This window comes from Galactobacillus timonensis, from assembly GCF_900240265.1.
GTDB lineage: Bacteria > Bacillota_I > Bacilli_A > Erysipelotrichales > Erysipelotrichaceae > Bulleidia > Bulleidia timonensis.
The window spans coordinates 1,028,028-1,048,936 of the sequence record NZ_LT964739.1 but is presented as its reverse complement, the minus strand read 5'-3'; the positions used below and the strand labels follow the sequence as shown (position 1 = coordinate 1,048,936).

The window sequence follows — 20,909 nt, the reverse complement described above, 5'->3', positions numbered from 1 at the left end:
GCTATGACCAGCCGAGATATCTTTCCCTTCATTAATGAATTCATTACGGTGACACTGAAAGACGGCAGTCAGCGTTCAGGCTACGTGGCCAACAACGACGCCTTCCGCAAGGACGTGGACAGTGTCACGAATCTGGAGCTGATCAATGGCTTCTTCCGTGAATCCGTCAGGCTGGAAGACATCGTGAGCGTCGACCCTTCGGCGCGGGACGAAACGATTTCAATCCCTGTCGTCGGCCTCAAGGACGGCTATCGTAACGCCGATCCGTCCAGGGTAGAAGGAAAACAGGAGCCCGAGCCACTGCTGCAGCGCGAGGATCTGGTTCTCTATGAGGGCGATATCGACAATGAGCTGAGTGACCTTTACTTCCAGTACGTCGAACGCTTTCATAAAAAGCCGGACACGAAACGCAGTCTCGGCTTCGAAGTCATGAGTCTCGATCGCTTCAAGGAAGTGATCCGCATCTGTCTCGACCGCAATGAACCTGTCTCTGTCGTTCTTAATTCCTTTGTCAAAGCCTATCTCAACGCCAAGCATCCTGACGATGAGAAGTAATCAAACATAGAAAGAGAATAAAAAAGCCGACGGCGCGGACACCGGAAAATCAACACTCCGATGTCTGCGCCGCCTTAGTTTATTCGTCTGATTTCAGATAATCTGGAAATGCGGTTCGAAGCCACAGCGCAAGACCATCATCGTTATTTGACCTCCGGGTAACGGCATCGGCAGATTCTTTCCCCTCGTCACAGCCATTGCACATACAGACGCTGTAACCTGCCGTCTTTAACATGGGAACGTCATTATCCATGTCTCCTGCAGCAAGAATACCGGTGAGCGGGACGTTGAGCAACTCGGATACTTTCTGCAGGCCCATGCCTTTATTGACATGTGGATCCATGAATTCCAGCATCGTCGTCTGGGTTTTGACGCTATGCCAGAGATCTGATGGATGGGCATCGGCCCAGGCGACAGCTTGATTCATCTTTTCCGGATCATTGATCCGGTACATCACTTTGGCATGCGGTTTCTGCCAGAAGTCGGAGAGATCCTTTGCAATGATCAGATTGGAATGGTTGCGCTCGGCGCTTTGCATTTCACCTTCATCGACGCGCAGGGCCATGAAATCGGGCGGATCTATGTACATGCTCGGATTGAGGTCCAGCGGCGCCATCATCGTCAAAAGCTTCTGCAGCGTCGAGGTGGAAAGAAGATAGTATTCGTACGCCTTCTTTTCGCGTTCAATATATACCTGGCCGCCGTTCATTCCGATGACGAAGTCAAAGGGAAAATCAAAGTTCCAGAGACGGTTGTCTTCCAGCAGCTGGTGATAGTCCCTTCCCGAAGCGATGCCGAACAGGATGCCGTGCCTGTGAAGGTCGCAGATCGTGTCGCGCGTGAAACGGGTCATGAGGCGGTCGTCGCGGACCAGCGTACCGTCGACGTCTGCCGCAATGAGGCGGATTGTCTTTTCGATGTCTGTCATACTGTTCCTCTGCCTGCTATTGTACACCGCCATTCAGCCATGAAAAAACATGACAATCTGAAATTCAAGCTGAAACAGAAAATACTCCAAAACGCGAAAAACTGCCTGAAATCTGTAATTCAATCTGAAACAGATTCAATTTTTCAGGCAGTTTTCTTGTTCAGAATCTGTAACTCAATCTGAAACAAGTTACCGTAATCCGGAAAAAGAGTTTCCAGAACTGGCACAATAAAACCCATCCAAGTGATGGGCTTTGCTTTGCTTCAGGCGTTCGATCCTCCGTCCGTATTATCCTTGTTGCCTATTGCCGTCAGTACAACGACTCCTGCCGCCGCTGCATATGGCCCGACTTTTTTAACGCCTTTCATGCTTTTATCAAGAGCAACAAACTGTTTCTTGATGGAAATTTTCTCCTCGTTATTCTTCGCCATGATCTTCCTCCTGATCATTCCTCTTTGCTGCAATTTCCGGTTCCTTCTCCTTTGTCAGATGAATTGCATTAATGAGCTGCTTGCCGGTGTATTCAATTTCCACCGCATTCTTCGAAGCAATCATATCGACTTTGACCCTGATGCCGTCCAGAAAGTTCTCCGGATTCTTATACCACATCTGGTCGAAGTTCCCATTGAGTGCAATCTCGAAGTTTGCCAGATTCTTTAGGGCAGGATGATGCACAAGCTGCTCATTCGGTATGAATACCTTTTTATAGGATGCTTTCTCTTCAATCATGGCATATGCATAGCCGAGCAGCTGTGTTGCCAGGAGATAGCATTTGAACAGCTCCTGAATCCTGTTGTAATTTTCAAAGGTCTCTGTCAGGAAATTCTTGTCTTTGACGATCTGGCCTGAAATGCCAAATGCCGAATCCTTCACTTCCGGGAAGTTGTTCAATAGCCGGGTCAGGGCTTCAATGATCCTTCCGCGGGTTCCATTCAGACTCGGAATCAGATTATTGATGATTCCATGGCGGGTAGCATCGCTCGAAACTTCAACCTGTGCCAGGGTGTCCCTTGCACCTATCAAATCACCATACATGCTGTCATAATACATACCTTGCAGAGCGATAACGCGGTCACGCACATCGTTGACCACTTCAGCCATCTGTTTGATTTCCTGATGCTGTGCATAAGCAGCAAGATGCGTCGGAAGCATACTTCTTGCGGCCTTTGCCTTGTCAACTTCTTCTATTATTGCATGCGCCCTGACACCAGGCTCCTGTCCCATGATTTCTGCTACAGATTCACCCGTATCCTTCTTGGTCATCCAGTGCAGAGCACCTTTCTGCCAGTCCCTCCGCAGGTTCTTTGGTATCTTTGCAACATAGACGGTCTCCGGGTTGATCATGTCAACAGCATCCTTGGCAATATCTGCCTGGCTGAAGATATCCCGAAGAATCTGATCGGTTTCTTCTCTGCCAACCGTATTGATGTTGTCCTGAATCTCTTTCTTTATATTATCCGGCATGGAATTGACGCTGATGTCTATGTTCACTTCATATTTCTTATCTTTGCCGCCCATATTCTTTTCCCTCATTCAGAATGATTGACAAACCGCTGCCTGTTACCTTGAGTATAAACCAAAAGGAATATTTGCTGTTCAGTAAATGCCAGTGCATATCTGCCAGGACAATAAAAGCGCACAGCCGGAACCGAATCCGCGCTATGCGCATGCTTTGAATATGAAGCCTGCAATCTTATTTTCTGTGGCTGAGCAGCATAACTGCAAGCCCTGCCGTAATGAATGCTATAACCAGCGCACCGGCATGACCCATGTTGATTCCGGTTGGTACTGAGCCTTCAAGTGTATTCGTAAACGCAGCCGTGGTGTTTCCGCCGAGCGTCTGTGTACCCGTTGTTTCACCTTCTGCAAGCACAGGCATGATGTACATGCTGAATGCTGCCATGAGCCCAATAACAAGATTTCTGATTCTCATTCATTTCTGCCTCCTTTTCTGTCTGAAGCTTTAATGCTGTTTCAGCACTGCATCTGATGCCAGGCTGTAGTCGGTTATGCTTCCGGTAAATGTGACTGAGGCAGATGCATTGCCTGTGCTGTCCTTGCTCAGAGTGAATGTCTTGCTGTAGGAATCCGCCTTGTATCTGGATACTGGCAGGAGTTCCGCAGTGCAGTTTCCGACAGGAACATCCGTGAATACGAAGCTGACTGTGCCATTCACATTGAGTGTATCGGCCGCATGCAGGCTTCTGCCATCCAGCGTCTTAAGCGTCACAATAGCGGCGTAATCGCCAAGCTGTGATATATCGGCAAGTTCACTGGTGCAGGCTACATTGATCGTTACCGTGCCTGTATCCAGCTCATTGGTGAATGCTGCTGTTGTATTACCGCCGAGTGTCTGTGTGCCAGTTGTGCGGCCTTCTGCAAGCACGGGAAGTACTGCCAGGCAGACAGCGGTAAGAATGCTGATAATCATGTTTTCCTCCATGACGGCACGCCTTCGGCTGCCGTCTCAAATACGTTGTTAACAATACTATGCTTCACGTTTTCTGTTTCTTCCTGCTATTCTTTAAGTGGTAAAGGAATGGCACACTACAGAGCACGTGGAGGCGAGTAGGTACTCCGTTTTCTGCAGAGATCCTGCATGTTTATAAGTAGCTGTCATCCTTACAAGCACAAATAAGTACGAGCTCAGACTCTGGACACTTATAATTGATCAATCAATAGTCGATACGCTTGGATGACAGTCAAGGCCTTCCTTTCCACCACTGAAGAAAGGAGGCTTTGAATATGGCATCACGTGATGTTATTCAGGTGGTTCGCTTCAACTGCGCCGGACTTGATGTTCACAGTAAGCTGATAGTCGCCACGGTCGGTATTACCGATCGAAGTACAATGCTTACCGAATATCATCAGAATTCGTTCGGCACAAACAATCCTGATCTTGAATCTTTGGCAAAATGGCTTGAATCTTTTGGCTGTCTCGATGTCTGTATGGAATCCACTGGCAAATACTGGATACCGATATGGAACGTTCTGGAAGAGCACAAGATGACTATCTGTCTCGCGCACCCTAAATACACAAAGGCAATCAAGGGGAAGAAGACAGATAAGAAGGACTCCAAATGGATCTGTGACTTATATAAGCACGATCTTGTCCGGGGTTCTTTTATTCCTCCGAAAGACATCCGGGAACTGAGGGAGCTCGCACGCTATTACCGCAAGCTCATTGCAATGCAGTCCTCAGAAAGCCTCAGATACCAGAACTGTCTCACCGTTTCCAATTTTTCTCTCCAGAATATCTTCTCCGACCCAATGGGTAAGAGCGCTATGGCTGTCGCAGAAGAAGTCTTGAATTCAGACAAAGTCGATGAAGAGAAGCTCAGAAAATTGATTCATGGGAACTGCAGGAACAAAGACAAGATCATGGAGGTCGTCAATGGGTGCAGGATTGAATCCGATGCGAAATTCAAAATGCAAACCACAAGTGCTCATATAAAAGAACTGGATGAGCACATAAACGCCTGCTACCTTGAAATGACCAAACGAGCATCCAAGTACTTTCCCCAGTTCCTTCAGATCGCGGAGATAAAAGGAATCGGCCTCTTATCTTCCATACTTATTATCTCAGAAATCGGTGTGGATATGTCAGTATGGGAGAATGCAAGACAACTTACCTGTTGGGCCGGACTTACTCCCGGAAACAATGAATCTGCGAATAAGAAGAAGTCAACCCGTATCACAAAAGCCGGTCAGTATCTGAAACCGCTGCTTGTTCAGTGTGCCCTTGCGTCGATTAAAGATAAAGACGGATACTTTGGAATCAAGTATGCCCGCATCAAGAAGCGCAGAGGTCACAAGAAAGCCATCATCGCGATTGCCCGCATGATGCTTATCTGTATCTACCACATGATCGAGACAGGTGAAGAATTCAAACCGTCCGATTACGACGAACTTATGAACCCGAAGCCAAAGCCAGGTTACAAGATCACAATCGAATCAGCGATTACCTTTCTCCAATCATCCGGATACGACGTATCAACCATTCAAAGAACAAAGGATCTGCACAGCCAAGTACTCGCTTCCGGTTCACCGGATGCGGGTGCCTGAAATTCCAAATAAAGCTTCTGGCGAAGGTATGTAACCTTTTAAGGTTACGTTAGCACTCGCCACGGTGCTGTTGTTTTATTGCGGCTTATGTCGTCGCCATCGCTTAGTATTGTTCACACTTCTGAATTTCATAATGTGCCTCTTCAGTTTGCTGTTATTTTGCTGCTTGCCGTGTAATTCTCCGGATCTTCCGTAATGTTATAGGTACAGCTTTCGTAGAGATCCTTGAATACGATGGATTCCCCATGTTTCAGCCAGACAGTGACCGTGGCGTTGCCGTTTGCATCCGTTGTGAATGTCGCCGGATTGGTCTGGACAGTATTTGTGCCGTTATTGGTCGTCGTTTTTTCTGAGGCATTGCTCAGATCAAGGCTATAGGTTTCGTCTACTCCGAGGTTCTTCAGATCAACGATGAATTTGAAGTATCTGTCTTTGGAGCCAAAGTTGCCGGAAACAGATTTGGAAACGGTGAGATCAGCCTTGCCGAGTGTATTTGTAACGGTTGCGGTCACAGCGCCGCTGTTATCCGGAATGGTTCCGGAGGCGTTCTCGATGGAGGTTGTATAGTATTGCGCTTCGGCTTGAGAAACGGTATAGGTGCAGCCGGAAGGAATAGTTAGAGTTTTGGAGTTGCTGCCGGAAAGGTTAAGAGTAAGGGTGGCGGTGCCGTTGGAATACGTTGCACCGTTTGCTGATGCCCATGCTGATAGGTCAGAACCAGTGGAATCAACAGGATCGGTAAGGGTGATGGTAACAGGGAATGACTTATCCTTGGAACCAAAATTGCCTGTTGTAGTTTCACTGATAGTCAGATTGCCCGTGTTGCGCTGCCACTTTGCAATAGCTGTTACATCGCCGGGATATATCCATGTAGCATTACCGTCATTGTCTGACCAGTATTTGCCTTTCACTGCGGTGCAATACCATCCTGCTGCATTTGATTGTTTCCATTTTGCCAATGATTCGGCGGACATATAACTGTATGCATAAACCTGATTCCCATCAGAGTCATACATGCCGAGTAACGAATAATACTTCCTTGATGGATAACTCTGAATCCAAAAATCAACACTGTCAAAATAGGGGTAGGAATATCCGCTTTCTCCGCCGCCAGTACCACCATTTGCATCCCATGTAATGGTGTAACGGTTTGCAGTCCATTGAGCATACAGTGTCACTGTTCCACTCTCAGCAAGATTCTTAATAACTTCGCCATCAGCATAAGCTACACCGCTTCCATCAGCTGCAGTATTCCAGCCTTTGAATGTATATCTCGTCCGTGTATAAGTGTTTCCTGTTAATGCCTGCTCAGTATCATACGTGATGGTTTCATTGCTCATTGCTCCAGTACCGCCATTGGGATCAAATAATATTGTGTAATCATTTGGCACATAATGCGCATAAACCGTAAGATCATGAGGATATTGATATCTATTATTAATATCCCAATATGTTCCTTCTATGCAATGGCCTTCCTGATCGTAGACTTTCTCACCGCCATCTGGCTCTGAATACCATCCGTCAAACGTATACCCCGCTTTAATGGCATCCAGAAAATCAACTGACCAATAATATGATTCACCAAGCGCCAGTGAATGTTCTTTATCGTATGGCGAAATTACGCAAGGTGTTCCCTGCGTGCCCGAGAACTTTCCGCCATTAGGATCAAGTGCCAGTGTATACATCGTTCCGGGCGCTGCCCATTGGGCGTACAATGCAACATTTCCTGTCTCTCTTGATGCGAGTTCGCTAAAAAGAACAGATTCCGAGAAATTTTCGCTGCCGTCGGTAAACACAGCGTCCTTTCCTTCATTGATTCCTGTTACAAAGTCTGTTCCTGCTTCGTCAGTTGTCCAGCCGACAAAGTAGTAGCCATCCTTTGTGGCAGGCTTGAGTGATACACCATATAGAATATTGTATGTGTCCGGATTTTCGTCATTATTCGTTCCGCCGTTAAGGTTATATGTGATTGTATATGTTTTTACCGAGGCATAGTAATTCATCCAAAGACGATATTCTGGCTGTGTTTTGGTTTGCCCGTTGATCATTGTATGGTATTGTTGTCCCCAGATTCTTCCATCCCAGTAATAACCATTTGGAAGACACTCGGCAGGAACGTTTTCTTCTGCTGTTGGAACAGCAAAAGACACTCCTGCAGTCCTTGAAAGATTCCAATCGCGCTGAGACAGTATCAGTTCAAAATCATAACCATCAGTGCGGGTTCCGGTTTCTCCATGGAAGCCGTTTATCACCACATTGCCATAGTCACGATATGTTACAGTATTTGATGCAGTTGCGGTTTTACCCATTAGAGAGACAGAAGAAAAAGAGGCTTGCGCCTTTTGAGCCTGGCTAGCAGAAACAGCACCGTCTATCTCAGCGACATTATCACTCAAAGATCCAGTTTCAGAGTCAGTATTACCTCCGTTCACGTCAGAGGGCGCATCTACGGAATCGTCAGAATTGGATGTTTCACCGTCATTAACGGTATTTTCAGAGTTTACGTCATCTGTACCAGTCGAGACGGCATCAGTGTCAGAAACGATGGTATCTTTGGTATCTGCCGTGCTGCTTTCTGCATCATCCGTTGCCGCTGCCTCTGCAGTTGCTTCTGTCGGTGCTGATGTTTCTTCTGCTAATGTCCAGGATTCTGCAGTACCATTCATGCTGACAGCAAGCATCAGTGATATCAATATTCTTCGTACTTTCTTCATACTGGCGTACCTCATTTATTGCTTGCGGCTGTACCATCTGTCATCAGATGCCGTTTAGTGAATGCCACATTCTTTATTAAAAATAGCTTTTTTATTGGGCATTATGATTGTGCGGAGCTCAAAATGAAAGACCGCACATTCCATGCGGCCTTCCTGCTGTTTTATAACTCTGTTTCTTATGTTCTTGGCGCATTGGCAAGTTCCCTGAACAGTTCACCAGCCAGTGCCATCATGATGGCATTGTACTTATCCTTATCCTGGAACAGGCTGGAATAGGAATCCATGGACTCGATATATGCGGCCTGTGCCGTATCCTCAAATGCCTTCGGGAAGATGCTGTTGGTAAACATCTTCTCTCCATCCTGACGAGCAGAAGCCTGAACCTTAGGATCCTTCACCAGCTTGTCATGCAGAGATTTGACAATAACTTTGTCTGCATCCGTGAAGTTGCCCTTATATTCCTTGTTGATCTCATCAATGACATCATCCAGCGGGGACTTCTTTTCAGCTTCTCCGCCAGTTGGATTCAATGTCGGCGGTGCAATCATTGGTGCTGTTCCATCCAGCATAATGGCGCCTTCGAATGTCTTCTCCAGGTGATAGTATTCCAGCTTTACCTTCTCACCGAGGTCAAATGGTGTTGTTGGCTCCGGTGGAAGCAGCCTGTACAGGTAGCTGCAGAAGATGTATTCCTTGTGCAGATCCTTGTCAAACATGCGGCTCAACTGCGTAATGAAGTTATAATACCGTACAAATGCCTTAACGGTCTTGCGGAACGTAATCCGCTTTGTAACATCATCAATGGCGTTGTATCTCTGTGCGACTGGCAGCAATGCGTTGGTAATCTTGCCCTGGATGCTGCTGATACGTTTTTCACCAAGATAGATATCCGTGACTTTCTTTACATCAATATCATCATAAAGATTGAATGCTCTCAGTTCCTTCTGAACCTGGTAGATCTTGTTAACATCTGTTTCCTTCTCAAGCTCTGTGGTCTTATAGAACGGTTCGAAGGCTTCCTTGATATCTTCTACAGTGTTCTTGAAGTCCAGGATGAAGGTATCCGTCTTTCCAGGATAAATGCGGTTCAGGCGAGACAAAGTCTGCACAGCCTTCACATCTCTCAGTTTCTTGTCAACGATCATAGTGTGCAGCAGAGGCTCATCGAATCCGGTCTGATACTTTTCAGCTACGATCAGGATATTTCCTTCATCATGGAATACACTGCGGGTCTGAGACTCTGTTACATGATGTCCCTGGGAATCAACATTCATGCCGGATTCCGTGTATTCAGGCCCATTGACTTCATCCGGATCCTTCAGAGAGCCGGAGAAAGCAACGAAAATCTTGTCATCATATCCCTTGGCATCAATGTATGCCTTGATTTCATGGTAGTAGCGGACTGCTGCCAGGCGGGATTCTGTAACCACCATCATCTTGCCCTTGCCGCCAATGGAAGGTTTTGTCACAGTACGATATGTTTCAACGATGATCTGCGCTTTCTGCTGCAGGTTGTGAGGGTGCAGCTCTTCAAAGCGGCGGATTACCTTCAGCGCCTTACTGGTGGGAACATTCGGATTATCCGGAATGTTCTTTGCAATCTCATAGCACATCTTATAAGTCATGTAGTTCTGCAGAACATCCATGATGAAATGCTCTTCAATTGCCTGACGCATGGAATATACATGGAACGGGACATATCTGCCATCCGGTGTTGGTGTACCGAAAAGTTCAAGCGTTGAAGCCTTCGGTGTAGCAGTGAAGGCAAAGTAAGAAATGTTCTTATGTTTGCCCTGTGAGATCAGTTCCTGTACCATACGGTCATCACGATCTTCCTCAGATGCTTCTGCTTCTCCTTCAATCTCAGCATATTCCTTCAGAGCGTCTTCCTTGTCTGCCAGAGCATATTTCAGTTTGGCAGCAGCCTTGCCGGTCTGAGAGGAATGAGCTTCGTCAATGATGACGGCAAATGTCTTGCCTGATGTTTCTTTTACTTCCTTATAGATGACAGGGAACTTCTGGAGAGTAGTTACAATGATTCTTCTTCCGTCATTGACAGCCTGCAGCAGATCCTGAGAGTTCTTCTTCTCATCAATGGTTACAACAGAGCCGAGTGTATGATCAAAACCGCGGATCGTATCTTGCAACTGAGCATCCAGAAGCCGTCTGTCGGTGACGATAATGACAGACGTGAATACCGGCTCATTCTGATTGTTATGCAGAGATGCCAGGCGGTATGCAGTCCATGCAATGGAATTGGACTTGCCGGAACCGGCACTGTGCTGAATCAGATAGCTCTTTCCGGTGCCGTTCTCCTTCACGTCCGCAATCAGCTTCCTGACCACATCCAGCTGATGATACCTCGGGAAAATGACACGCTTTGAGACCTTTTCCTTTATCTCCCCGGTGTCATGGTTCATGACTTCTTCACGCTTCACATCATAGGAGATGAACTTCTGCAGGATATCCAGCATGGAATCCTTCTGCAGAACATTCTTCCAGAAGTAGGAAGTGGCATAATCGCTGTCCTTACTCGGAGGATTGCCAGCACCACCGTCAACACCCGGGCCATTGGATCCCTGGTTGAACGGCATGAAGAAAGTTGCTTCCTTCTTCAGCTCTGTGGTCATCCATACCTGGTAGAGATCAGCACAGAAGAAGGCCAGGATGCGGTGATTCAGCTTGAAGCACTTCTCTCTTGGGTCACGGTCAGTCATCCACTGCTGCTTGGCGTTATCCACAGACTGGCCGGTAAGCTGATTCTTCAGCTCAATGGCAACTACAGGAATACCATTGACAGCAAGCATCATGTCGACACTGTTGCTGTTCTCGGCAGAGTAATGCCACTGCCTGATGCACTGGCAAATATTCTGTTTGTAATGCTTTGCAGCAAGCTCATTAAGCGTTGATTCCGGCTTGAAATAGCAGACGCGGAAGAGAATTCCACGGTACTTGAAACCATGCCTCAGAACGGCAATCAGGCCGTCTGTACGGACTGCATCTTCAAAAATTTCATAGAACTTCTGCTTCGGATCACGGCCTGCGCTTTTGACGAAGCGAGACCATTCCACTGGCTGAGACTTCGATACGAAATCAATGAGCGTATCCAGATCAAGAGCCATATCAATGGACTTCTTATAGCCAGAATCATCTGCTTTCTGCCATCCGCCTTGCGGGGAGATGAGAAAAGATTCAATATCAGATTCAAACTGTTTTTCTGTATCAGGCATTTGGCACCTCCCGCTTTCCAGTGACGCACTCATAGATGAGAGACCTCTTATAAGATTCAAGGTCTGAAATGATAAGTTGTTTGTTGCTTATTATTTCATTGATTTCTTTACATTTTTTATCCAAGTAATCCGTGATCTTTTTTTGTTCGTCAATTGGCGGATACGGTATCATCATTTTCAATATTGATCCGATGTATAGTCCGCCTATAGCTGATTTATTTATCAGTAATGATTCTTGCTCTTTTATTGGTGTGGACTGAAGACAGTATCTCAGATAACCATTAGTCATGCTGTCGTTCACTCTGAGAAAAGCAACACTTCTTTGAAAGGCATACGTGTTATCGAACGGATAAATACAGCACTTGCCGATCGTCGCACCAACGCAGCAAAGCAGCACATCTCCTTTTTGAGGAAAACCGTGTGCTGTTATTTTTTTATAATCTGCATGTGATATTTTACTTTCGTTATTACCAATGGTTACACCTGCGTCTGACATATTCTTAGCGCTAAGATACAGTTCCCCATTTTCAACTCTCTCTACCGTTCCATGTTCACCATCTTTAATTCCAGCAAGCACATTGGAAATTTTAACAATATGCCAATTGCTAGGAATATTTCTATAAAAAAGATTGTTATATTCTGCCATAATTGCGTCTGGATTCAGTCCCTTTGTCACAGCATGCGTGATGATTGACTGCCTCAGAACCTTATAGTCTTCAATGCTGGCTTTTGCTTCAGAAACAGCAGAATCAATATCTGCACATTTATAATCCAAATAGTCAACAATTTGATTCTGTGTTTCTAAATCAGGAAAAGGAACCGGGCGCTTAAGGATATCAGCTGAAGATAATCTCAACCTTATTTCAAGGATTCCATTTGCATATTTTCTCAGTTCCTTTTGAAATTGCGGGCATTGCAGTATATAGTTTACAAATTTGAGATTTGAGCCTTTTTTTGCTCTAAAAACATAATAAACAGGGCTTACACATCCGTAATATTTTGAAATTCCTACAGACCCAATCAAAATATTCATACTATTGGCAACAATAGTATTTGAATAAGCAATTTTGTACTGACTCACGTCTGTTTTAGCTTTATTTCCTTGATCGCCCTTATCTTCATATGGAATTACGCCAAGTTTATTAGTGAGCGATAATATTCTTTCTGTTTTAACTGGATCATTCTTCTCATTTATCTCATCTAGATGCCATTGAAGGCGTTCCATTTTCCAGTTCTTTGGTATGCTGCCTGTCCAAGCAAATCCGCTGTCCTTCATTTCTGTCATGTCACTCATCTCCAAACAGCTTCTGCAGCTTTTCCATCTGCACTTTCTCACGCTGTTTAATCCGCTCTGCAATCTGATCCGCAGGCTCCAGCTGCTTATATTCGTAGAAGACACGGGTAAAGGGAATCTCATACCCGATCTTTGTCTTGCTCTCATCCACCCAGCAGTCAGGATTGTACGGCTTCACTTCTCTGGCAATGTAAGCATCAATATCTTCATCCAGCGGAATTGTCTCTGTATCCCGCTTGTCAGTATCTGGAACCATCTTTCCCTTCTTCAGGATCGGCTTGCCGTCTCCGTTCAGCATCGGGCTCTCCACCGTGACTTTGTAGTAGCCAAGATCCACAGAATCCATGATCTTCGACTTGCATACAATCTCATTCCCTGACTCGGTCACTGCCTTGTAATCCCTGTTCTCAAATGCACCGTAAGCTTCCACAATCATGTCGCGGCATGCATCCGTGATGTCAACACGCTTGGAACCAATGCTCTTGCGGCGCGGCTCATAGCACTTGCTGGCATCAATCAGTTGAACCTTTCCACGTCTGTTCATCGGCTTTTCCTTTGAAATCAGCCAGATATAGGTTGCAATACCAGTGTTCATGAAGGCATCGTTCGGCAGCTGGACGATTGCATCCAGCCAGTCATTCTCAATGATTCTGCGTCTGATCTCAGACGGGCCGCTTCCGGCATCGCCCGTAAACAGGGAAGAGCCGTTCTGAATGATGGCCATGCGCCCATCTTCCTTCAGCTTTGCAATGCCATTCTGCAGGAACAACATCTGACCGTCGCTTTTGGAAGGAAGACCGGCTCCAAACCTTCCTGCATCTCCCATCTTTGCTTCGGCTTCAACGGACTTTGCTTCACGCTTCCAGTCAATGCCGAAGGGCGGATTGGAGATGCAGTAGTCGAACTGATAGCCCTTGAATTTGTCATCACTGAGTGTATCGCCAAACTGCATGTTGTCCGGATCACCGCCTCTGATCAGCATGTCTGCTTTGGCTACGCCGAAGGTAAACGGATTCAGCTCCTGACCGAATACCGTAACATCAGCATTGCTGTCGAGCTGCTTCAACCGTTCCTCCATGCAGGTAAGCATCTGGGAGGTGCCCATCGTCTGGTCATAGATCGTCTTCTTGATGCCATCTTTAAAATCTTCACCATCAACGAGCAGGTCGCACATCAGATACACGATGTCACGGGAAGTGAAGTGGGCTCCTGCTTCCTCATCGTAGGACTCGGAAAATCTACGTACGAGATCCTCAAAAATATAGCCGAAGTCAACAGCGCTGATTTTCCGGGGATCCATGTCTGCCTTTTCGGAAGAGAAATCAGAAATGACCTGGAAGAGAAGTCCTGCCTCTACCATACGATCAATCTGCTGATAGAAGTTCATGCGGGAGAGAATGTCCGAGACATTGTCAGAGAAACCGTTCAGATAATCCTTGAAGTTGGCTTCGATATTTTCCGGATCAGCGATCAGCGTCTGGAAGGTGAACTTACTGGTGTTGTAGAACTGATACCCGGAAGCCTTCTTCAGGAAGCCGTCCTTTACGACGATGCCCTGCGCATCCAGTTTCCTGCTGAGCTCCACTACCGCATCATGTGTCAGCAGCAGACAGTCATGGAAACGCTTGATCACGGCCATTGGGAGAATCACAAGGCCGTATTCATGCGGCTTGAATGCACCGTAAAGACTGTTTGCGGCGTTCCATATTACCGTTGACTTTTCCTGTATATTTTTGCCAACTTCCTGAATCTTTTCATCTGATGTCGTCATACTTTACCCTCGTTTTCCTTATCGTAATTTTCAAGATATTCCACAGCAGCCTTCAGCGGTGTTGCTGATTCCGTTACATCCTTGTTGCGTGACAGCGGTTCTGTCAGTCTTCCATACAACAGCCGTGCCCGGATTGCCGGATACTGACACTTGTACGTGCGTTCTCCCTGGGCTGTAAATCTTGCCAGTAAGTTGACATAACCTTCTCCAAGAAAACGTCTGTTTCCTATATAAGCTCTGATATAGTAGGCATCTGCTTTAACCATTTTTTCGGAATCAGTATCGCCTTTAAGGCTGGATACCCAGCGGTCGAAGGAGTCAATATCCGAGCAGCGGTTCATCAGTTCATCCGCTGTGCTGCTTCTCTGCAGCTTGTATATATCAGTATCTTTATCCTGTATGTGGGCAATGTCCTTCAGCTTATCGGGAATATCCGGCAGATACAGCATCTTAACCGCATCCGGGAACATTGATTCTGCTATGATCCGGAAGGAGCTGTGGTAATCCGTCATAACCTTCTTCACTAGCCGGGCGTCTTTATCCGCAAAGTATTCACGCAGTGTTTCATCATAGGTATCCGGCAGAATGGTAAGCACGGCGTTGTGCGCAGCATCAGTAATCAGCGTTCTTGCAATGCCTTTGATGCCAATGACATGAATACCGAGAAATTCAGGAAGCACTCTGGATCTGGCTTCATCATTTGCTGCAATCCAGCGTTTGAGCAGCTTGTTGATTCCCTCACGGGTGATTGTTCCCTTGACAGCTTCCGAAGCATTCAGCATCGGCATGTGCATGGCACAGTCCAGGGCATATGCAGCGAGCCTTTTGGAAACCAGTGTGTTGTACCAGACAAAGTTCATCGGAGCTGTAAATGTTGTCTTGCAGGCGCTGTTCCTGCACATATACCTCGAAAAGTATACATAGACGGTAACAAACTGCTTCTGACCATCCGAAAGTTGCAAAACGTCCAGAACTTTTCTTGTATCTGTGGCGTGAAGGATTACCCGCTCAGAGCCGCAGACAGGACAGTTTCTCCTTACATCATTGCGCAGTTTTGTATAGTAAACAGAATCATCGCCTTTATCCGCCAGAACGTCTAAATCGGGCTGTCCAAGCAGATCAGTGCGTGCTTGATCGACTTTGAACGGCACGAGTTGACCTCCGGAATATATCCAGATCAATCGTACAGTTTCCATGTGTATATCATACCCCATAAGTTTATGAACATAAACACTTTAGTTGCAATTTGCATGTTTTATTAAAAATATCATGTTGATATGTTTGACAATCACAATTTATACTCTATTATGTAAGCACACATAAGTAGCACATAATGTGCTAATTATCAGAAACTGGATGGCGGAATGCAATAAGTGCTTATGAAGGAGGAATATGAAATTTGATTTCAAATATCAATATGCCACGGATGTACCCAAAGGCGGCAATCAGTACCTTATAGGCGGCAGCCTTGATGCCGATACAATTGTGGATGCCAAATATATCCGGTCAAACATTGCACCAGGCAATCCCTATGTGGAGGCGCTTCCCCGCTTCCTGACACCGGAACAGCTTGTGGTCGCTAACAATAGGGCAATTCCTCTGCCGACGGATGAGCAGATTGCGGCCATGGACAAGTACGACAAGGAAGAAGCAGTGGAACAGCTTTCAGATATCCGCTTTCCTCTTTCCTTCCATGGCGACTTCGAGCGGGAATTCCATAATGCGATTGTGACTTCCTATCGCCGCAGAAAGCTGATCTACGATGAAGGAATTGACGTGCACTACGTCATGGGGAATCAGGATCAGATCATGCATCACAAGATGACCGCCAGGAACATGTCAGATTCCATCGAAGGAATTTCTATGCTCGGCACTTCCGGCTGCGGCAAGACTTCCTGTGTAAATATGACGCTCAGCCACTACCCGCAGGTAATCATGCATCATCCATCATCGGATTACCATTTTCCTCAGATTGTCTATCTCGTTGTTGTCTGCCCTCACGAATCGAGTTTCAAGAACATCTATGATGCGATTGCTGCACAGATCGACCTGGCGCTCGGCAACATCAACCCTGTATATCAGGCAAAGATGGCCAAGAAGAAGATGATCGGAGACAAGGTCGCCTACTGTGCACAGCTGATTGATCTGTTCGGCATCGGCATGATCATCTTCGATGAAATCCAGCAGATGAGCAGGCATTCCACCTCTTCATCTTCCGTTACTTCTCTTCTCACCCTGGAAAACAATACGAATGTGGCCATGTCTGTCATTGGCACAGATGATGCCTTCTACGACCTGTTCAGCGAGCGTCATACCGCCCGCCGGTTCTCTACCTACATCAACGCCAATGGATATTGCAATGACCGTGAACTGTTTGATCTGTTCATGGCAAATCTGTTTTCCTACAGCTGGACTGACATTCCGATTGATATCTCGCAGGAAGCACTGGATGCCTCCTATGAAATTACAGGCGGAAGGCTTGGAACCATGGTAAAGCTGGCAAAGTATGTCCAGCTGGATGCGATCAATGCAGGCAGTGGCGTTCAGATGATCAACGCTGACTTCATCAGGAATACAGCAAAGAACCGTCATGTGGATGTATTCAAAGAAGCCCGGGCAAAGGAAAAGTACAAGGATGCAAAAACTGAAAAGGCTATTCAGGCAAACTTCCCGTTGCTGAATTCCGTGGAACAAAACGAAAAGCAGGACGAGACAAAGAAGCGGATGTCTGAAGCATCAAAGGACAGCCGGAATATTCAGCTCATCGAAATGAAGCGGAATGTCGTAAAGAAGCTTTCCGATAAATACACTGCTGCCAAAGTAGAAAAGGTATTCAACGATATTGTCATGCTTCCCGAAAATGCATCAATCACAGAAGATGAAGCTGTGACAGCCGTACAGCAGAGGCTTGAGCATAATGACGCAAAGGCAGCCGCAAAGCAGGAAGGAAAGAAACGACGTCCTGATTCCGACGCCATGCAGGACGAGATTCTTGCGACAAGAGACAACATCGGGAGCATTCTTGGAAAGGCTGACGCATGAGACAGATCTCTGATGAAACACGGCGGAAACAGCATCGTGGCGAAGGACATGGCAGAACGTACAAGCCATGGATTCTGCCAAGAGAGATCCACGGCCTGTCAACTACCGTTAATTATCACGACGCAAAAGCCGGCAGAACTGTCAGTCTGCTGTCACAGGGAGAGCTGAATATCTATCTCTGCCTTCAATGGCAGGACAACGTTGCGGATATCCGTGAACAGTATCCCCTGCCGCTGACGGACACAGAAGCTATTGCAGAATACTATGGTTTGCGGCATCCGGCACACGCAGGAAAGAACATCGTGATGACAACAGACTTCCTGGTCGATCTGAATGACGGACGTCAGTTTGCTGTATCGGTGAAGCCGGATCAGTCGGAAATTGACGACAGAAGAACAGATGAAAAGCTGTTTATTGAGAAGAAATACTACGAGTCACAGAAAATTCCCTACTATGTTGTCTTCAAAACAGACATTCCTGCGAATACTGCAAAGAATCTGCGGCTTGTCATGAAATATTACAGTCTGGATGATGTGCATTCCCGCAGGGACATGGTGCTGCATCTGATTGCACATAAACGGATTCTGACGGATATGAATGTCTGTCAGCTCCCAATAAAAGAACTGGAATCGGCATTCGTGCCGAATGGAGAAGCATTTGAAAAGCTGAGGAAGGAGGAGCTTGTATGAACGAGAAAATTATGGTCAGAGATATTCTGACAGACCCGAAAACAGGAGAACAGTGGCGGGTGATCTTTCATAACGGGGATATTGCAGTCATCGTGAAGATGAACGTCTCCTCTCTGCAGATCAAATCCATCACAGTAAAAACCATCATGGATCGGCTGTCAGATAAAACACTTGAGGTAAGTGCTGATGATATAACAATCATTTCACCTCGCAAACTTTCGCCACGTACACGAGAAAAGTTTCTATCCGATAAATCCATTGCTGAAGATATATCAAAAGCTTACGGGCCAACCTTTCTCAATCTGGTTGGCAAGCAAAAGAAAGATGAATTTGTAAAAATTGCCGAACAGCACGATGCTGCCAAGTCAACTGTATGGAAAATCACACGTCTGTATCTTCAGGGCGGATTGTCAGATGCCGCTCTGATCGATGGACGCTACAAGAAAGCCGCACCAGCAGTAAAGACAAGAGTCAGAAAGCCCGGGCGGAAATCAGCATATGGCTTAGATCAGGGAAAATTATTGACTGAGACAGATCTGAAACTGTTTGATCAGATGGTTGCCATGAGAACGAAGCCGGATGGATCCGCTCATGGACAGACATGGGATTATCTTTACCACTACATGCTGGACAAATACTATTCCAGCGATATTACCGCTGATGATGGATCTGTAGTTAGAATTCTTCTTCCAGCCAATCAAAGACCGACTTACAACCAGTTCTACCATTATGTACGGCAGCACGCTCCCAAAAAGGCACTTACTGTTGCTGATACCAGTGCATTTGAAGAGAATAACCAGCACAGACTGCATACCGGATCAGCAAAGACGAATCTGATTGGCCCTGGTGATTGTTTTGAAATCGATGCATGCGAAGTCGATGCCGCACTTGTTTCAAGAACCAATCCATCGCAGGCAGTTGGACGTGCTATCGTCTATATCATCATTGATGTATGGACTTCCATGATCATGGGCGTTTCCATAGCTTTTGATAACAACTCTGTTGTCGGTCTGACAAACGCCATTTACAGCCTGGCTCTGAATAAGCATGAACTGTGCAGCAGGTATGATATTACGTTTGAAGATGATCGTTTGTGGCCGACAGGTTACAAGCCTCTGAAATTCCGTGTCGACCACGGTTCTGATTTCATTTCAAAGGATTTCAACCGGATTGCTGAAGAGCTGAATGTTGATATTGATACGGTTCCTGTCATGAACGGTTCCATGAAAGGTACAGTGGAACACATCTTTCATATGATCAATCAGGAAACAGGAATCCCGCTGATTATGCACGGAAAAATCACAAAGCGCTATGATTCCAAACACCATAAGCAGGCAGTCATGACCATTGAGGATTATACAAAGATCGTCCTGTCCTTCGTGCTTTCTCACAATTCCAAATACATGGTCAGCAAACTGAAGTCTGAAGGACAGATTGAAGCAGGAGTCCGGCCTATTCCGGCAGAACTCTGGACATACTACTGTGATAATTTCAACTATCCCCGGATGCTTCCGGATGATGAATCGCTCAGATACACACTGTGCGTACCTGCAAAAGCAGTCATTTCCTCTGATATGCCAGGATTCTGTGTCAACGGTCTTTACTATGAATGTGACCTGTATCAGGTCAATGCAGACCGCTACAGGCATCAGAGAACACGACAGTATTATGCCATCAGAATTGACCCAAGGAACACATCCTATATCTACATTCTTGATGACGATAATCACCCGGTTCGTGAGAAACTCATTGCCAGCATTCCAGAGAACAACAGCTACCGTGACATGACATGGAAGAGATACGAATACCTCAGAAAAGCCGGAAAAATCATGGACAAGCAGAACGAAGCATACCGTCAGGAACACAAGATCGCCCTGAACAGAACAGTAGAATCAATCGTTGATAGTGCAGCATCCCGGCATGAAGGGATCACCAACAATACAAAGGATATGGTTCCTGCCCGCAGCGAAGAAAAAGAGGCAATTTCCGTTGAGCACTCTCTTGCCAAAGATGCGTCCGTTCCAATTGTGCCGGAGCAGAACGCATCGCCTGATTCTGCAAAGGGAAATACATCCAGCCACATTATCGTCGGCAGCAAGATCACCATGGAAGAAAGAAAACGTCAGATCGAGGAAATCGCCCGGAGGAAGATGTAATGCTGATACCTGTCATCATACCGATTATGCCTGGTGAAACACTTTTCTCCTATGTAATGCGGCTAGCACAGGCAAATGGCATGGGTATTAATGAGTTCTATTTGAATGTTCTGTGTCCTAATCTTCCGAATAAACAGATTGGATTTGACGGATATGAGCCTCTTCCTGTTCTTTACAACAATGTTTCCGAAAAAAGCACAGATCAATTGTCATATTTCAAAGACCATACAACCTACCCTGTCATAGCAGCTTTTTCCAGAAAATCCGAGCAGGACAGGATTATTCAAAATGCATTTGGAGCCTATCCGCAGTATCAGGCTTTGATCGGAGATATTCATTCAGAAGAAACAACACTTCGCGTCTGTCCGGAGTGTGCTCGGGAAGAAACAAAACGGTATGGATTCTGGTGGCTGCACAGAGAGCACCAGGTTCCCGGCGTCTGTGCATGTACGAAGCATCACCGGC

At 46.2% G+C, this 20,909-nt stretch carries 15 protein-coding genes and 1 pseudogene; 6 read left to right on the top strand and 10 right to left on the bottom strand.

Annotated features, from left to right (window positions below):
* The first annotated feature begins 3 nt into the window (after positions 1-3).
* Positions 4-555: a hypothetical protein gene (locus tag C1714_RS04935; protein WP_102342147.1), complete on the top strand. Its 552-nt coding sequence runs from the start codon at positions 4-6 to the stop codon at positions 553-555.
* 79 nt (positions 556-634) lie between these two features.
* On the opposite strand, the gene C1714_RS04930 is transcribed toward C1714_RS04935, so the two are convergent.
* From C1714_RS04930 to C1714_RS04915, 5 genes are all read right to left on the bottom strand, one after another.
* Entirely contained in the window at positions 635-1,483 is an 849-nt protein-coding gene (locus tag C1714_RS04930; protein WP_167849936.1) for an HAD family hydrolase, read from the bottom strand.
* A 263-nt stretch (positions 1,484-1,746) separates the two neighbouring features.
* Positions 1,747-1,914, bottom strand: a complete 168-nt coding sequence (locus C1714_RS13960) for a hypothetical protein (RefSeq protein WP_167849935.1) — start codon at positions 1,912-1,914, stop codon at positions 1,747-1,749.
* Positions 1,901-3,001 carry a hypothetical protein gene (locus tag C1714_RS04925; RefSeq protein ID WP_102342145.1) on the bottom strand — a complete coding sequence of 367 codons (1,101 nt, stop codon included), beginning with the start codon at positions 2,999-3,001 and terminating at the stop codon, positions 1,901-1,903. The genes C1714_RS13960 and C1714_RS04925 overlap by 14 nt, the downstream gene beginning before the upstream one ends.
* A gap of 175 nt (positions 3,002-3,176) precedes the next feature.
* Positions 3,177-3,416 (bottom strand): hypothetical protein, encoded by a 240-nt coding sequence (locus C1714_RS04920; protein WP_102342144.1) that lies wholly within the window; start codon positions 3,414-3,416, stop codon positions 3,177-3,179.
* 30 nt (positions 3,417-3,446) lie between these two features.
* Positions 3,447-3,914 (bottom strand): hypothetical protein, encoded by a 468-nt coding sequence (locus C1714_RS04915; protein WP_102342143.1) that lies wholly within the window; start codon positions 3,912-3,914, stop codon positions 3,447-3,449.
* Positions 3,915-4,228: 314 nt separating this feature from the next.
* Between C1714_RS04915 and C1714_RS04910 the strand changes: the two genes are divergently transcribed.
* Complete coding sequence (locus tag C1714_RS04910) at positions 4,229-5,548, top strand: IS110 family RNA-guided transposase (RefSeq protein ID WP_102342142.1); 1,320 nt, start codon at positions 4,229-4,231, stop codon at positions 5,546-5,548.
* Positions 5,549-5,691: 143 nt separating this feature from the next.
* On the opposite strand, the gene C1714_RS04905 is transcribed toward C1714_RS04910, so the two are convergent.
* The 5 genes from C1714_RS04905 to C1714_RS04885 all read right to left on the bottom strand — a co-directional run bounded on the left by C1714_RS04905 (position 5,692) and on the right by C1714_RS04885 (position 15,708).
* Entirely contained in the window at positions 5,692-8,262 is a 2,571-nt protein-coding gene (locus tag C1714_RS04905) for a DUF7601 domain-containing protein (protein ID WP_167849934.1), read from the bottom strand.
* A gap of 176 nt (positions 8,263-8,438) precedes the next feature.
* Positions 8,439-11,492, bottom strand: a complete 3,054-nt coding sequence (locus C1714_RS04900; protein WP_102342140.1) for a type I restriction endonuclease subunit R — start codon at positions 11,490-11,492, stop codon at positions 8,439-8,441.
* The gene (locus tag C1714_RS04895) at positions 11,485-12,777 is read right to left on the bottom strand and encodes a restriction endonuclease subunit S (protein ID WP_210115256.1); all 1,293 of its coding nucleotides are present in this window, start codon (positions 12,775-12,777) and stop codon (positions 11,485-11,487) included. Before C1714_RS04895 ends, C1714_RS04900 begins: the two co-directional genes overlap by 8 nt.
* 1 nt (position 12,778) lies before the next feature.
* The gene (locus tag C1714_RS04890; RefSeq protein WP_102342138.1) at positions 12,779-14,557 is read right to left on the bottom strand and encodes a type I restriction-modification system subunit M; all 1,779 of its coding nucleotides are present in this window, start codon (positions 14,555-14,557) and stop codon (positions 12,779-12,781) included.
* Positions 14,554-15,708 (bottom strand): hypothetical protein, encoded by a 1,155-nt coding sequence (locus C1714_RS04885; protein ID WP_102342137.1) that lies wholly within the window; start codon positions 15,706-15,708, stop codon positions 14,554-14,556. The genes C1714_RS04890 and C1714_RS04885 overlap by 4 nt, the downstream gene beginning before the upstream one ends.
* A 241-nt stretch (positions 15,709-15,949) precedes the next feature.
* Between C1714_RS04885 and C1714_RS04880 the strand changes: the two genes are divergently transcribed.
* From C1714_RS04880 to C1714_RS14645, 4 genes and pseudogenes are all read left to right on the top strand, one after another.
* Positions 15,950-17,599, top strand: coding sequence for an AAA family ATPase (locus C1714_RS04880; RefSeq protein WP_102342136.1), 1,650 nt, complete (start codon positions 15,950-15,952; stop codon positions 17,597-17,599).
* Positions 17,596-18,288 carry a TnsA endonuclease N-terminal domain-containing protein gene (locus C1714_RS04875; protein ID WP_102342135.1) on the top strand — a complete coding sequence of 231 codons (693 nt, stop codon included), beginning with the start codon at positions 17,596-17,598 and terminating at the stop codon, positions 18,286-18,288. The genes C1714_RS04880 and C1714_RS04875 overlap by 4 nt, the downstream gene beginning before the upstream one ends.
* Positions 18,285-20,444 (top strand): DDE-type integrase/transposase/recombinase, encoded by a 2,160-nt coding sequence (locus C1714_RS04870; RefSeq protein ID WP_102342134.1) that lies wholly within the window; start codon positions 18,285-18,287, stop codon positions 20,442-20,444. Before C1714_RS04875 ends, C1714_RS04870 begins: the two co-directional genes overlap by 4 nt.
* Positions 20,444-20,902: pseudogene (locus tag C1714_RS14645) on the top strand (TniQ family protein); the annotation flags it as partial. The gene C1714_RS04870 and the pseudogene C1714_RS14645, both read left to right, overlap by 1 nt.
* Between the last annotated feature and the right edge of the window lie 7 nt (positions 20,903-20,909).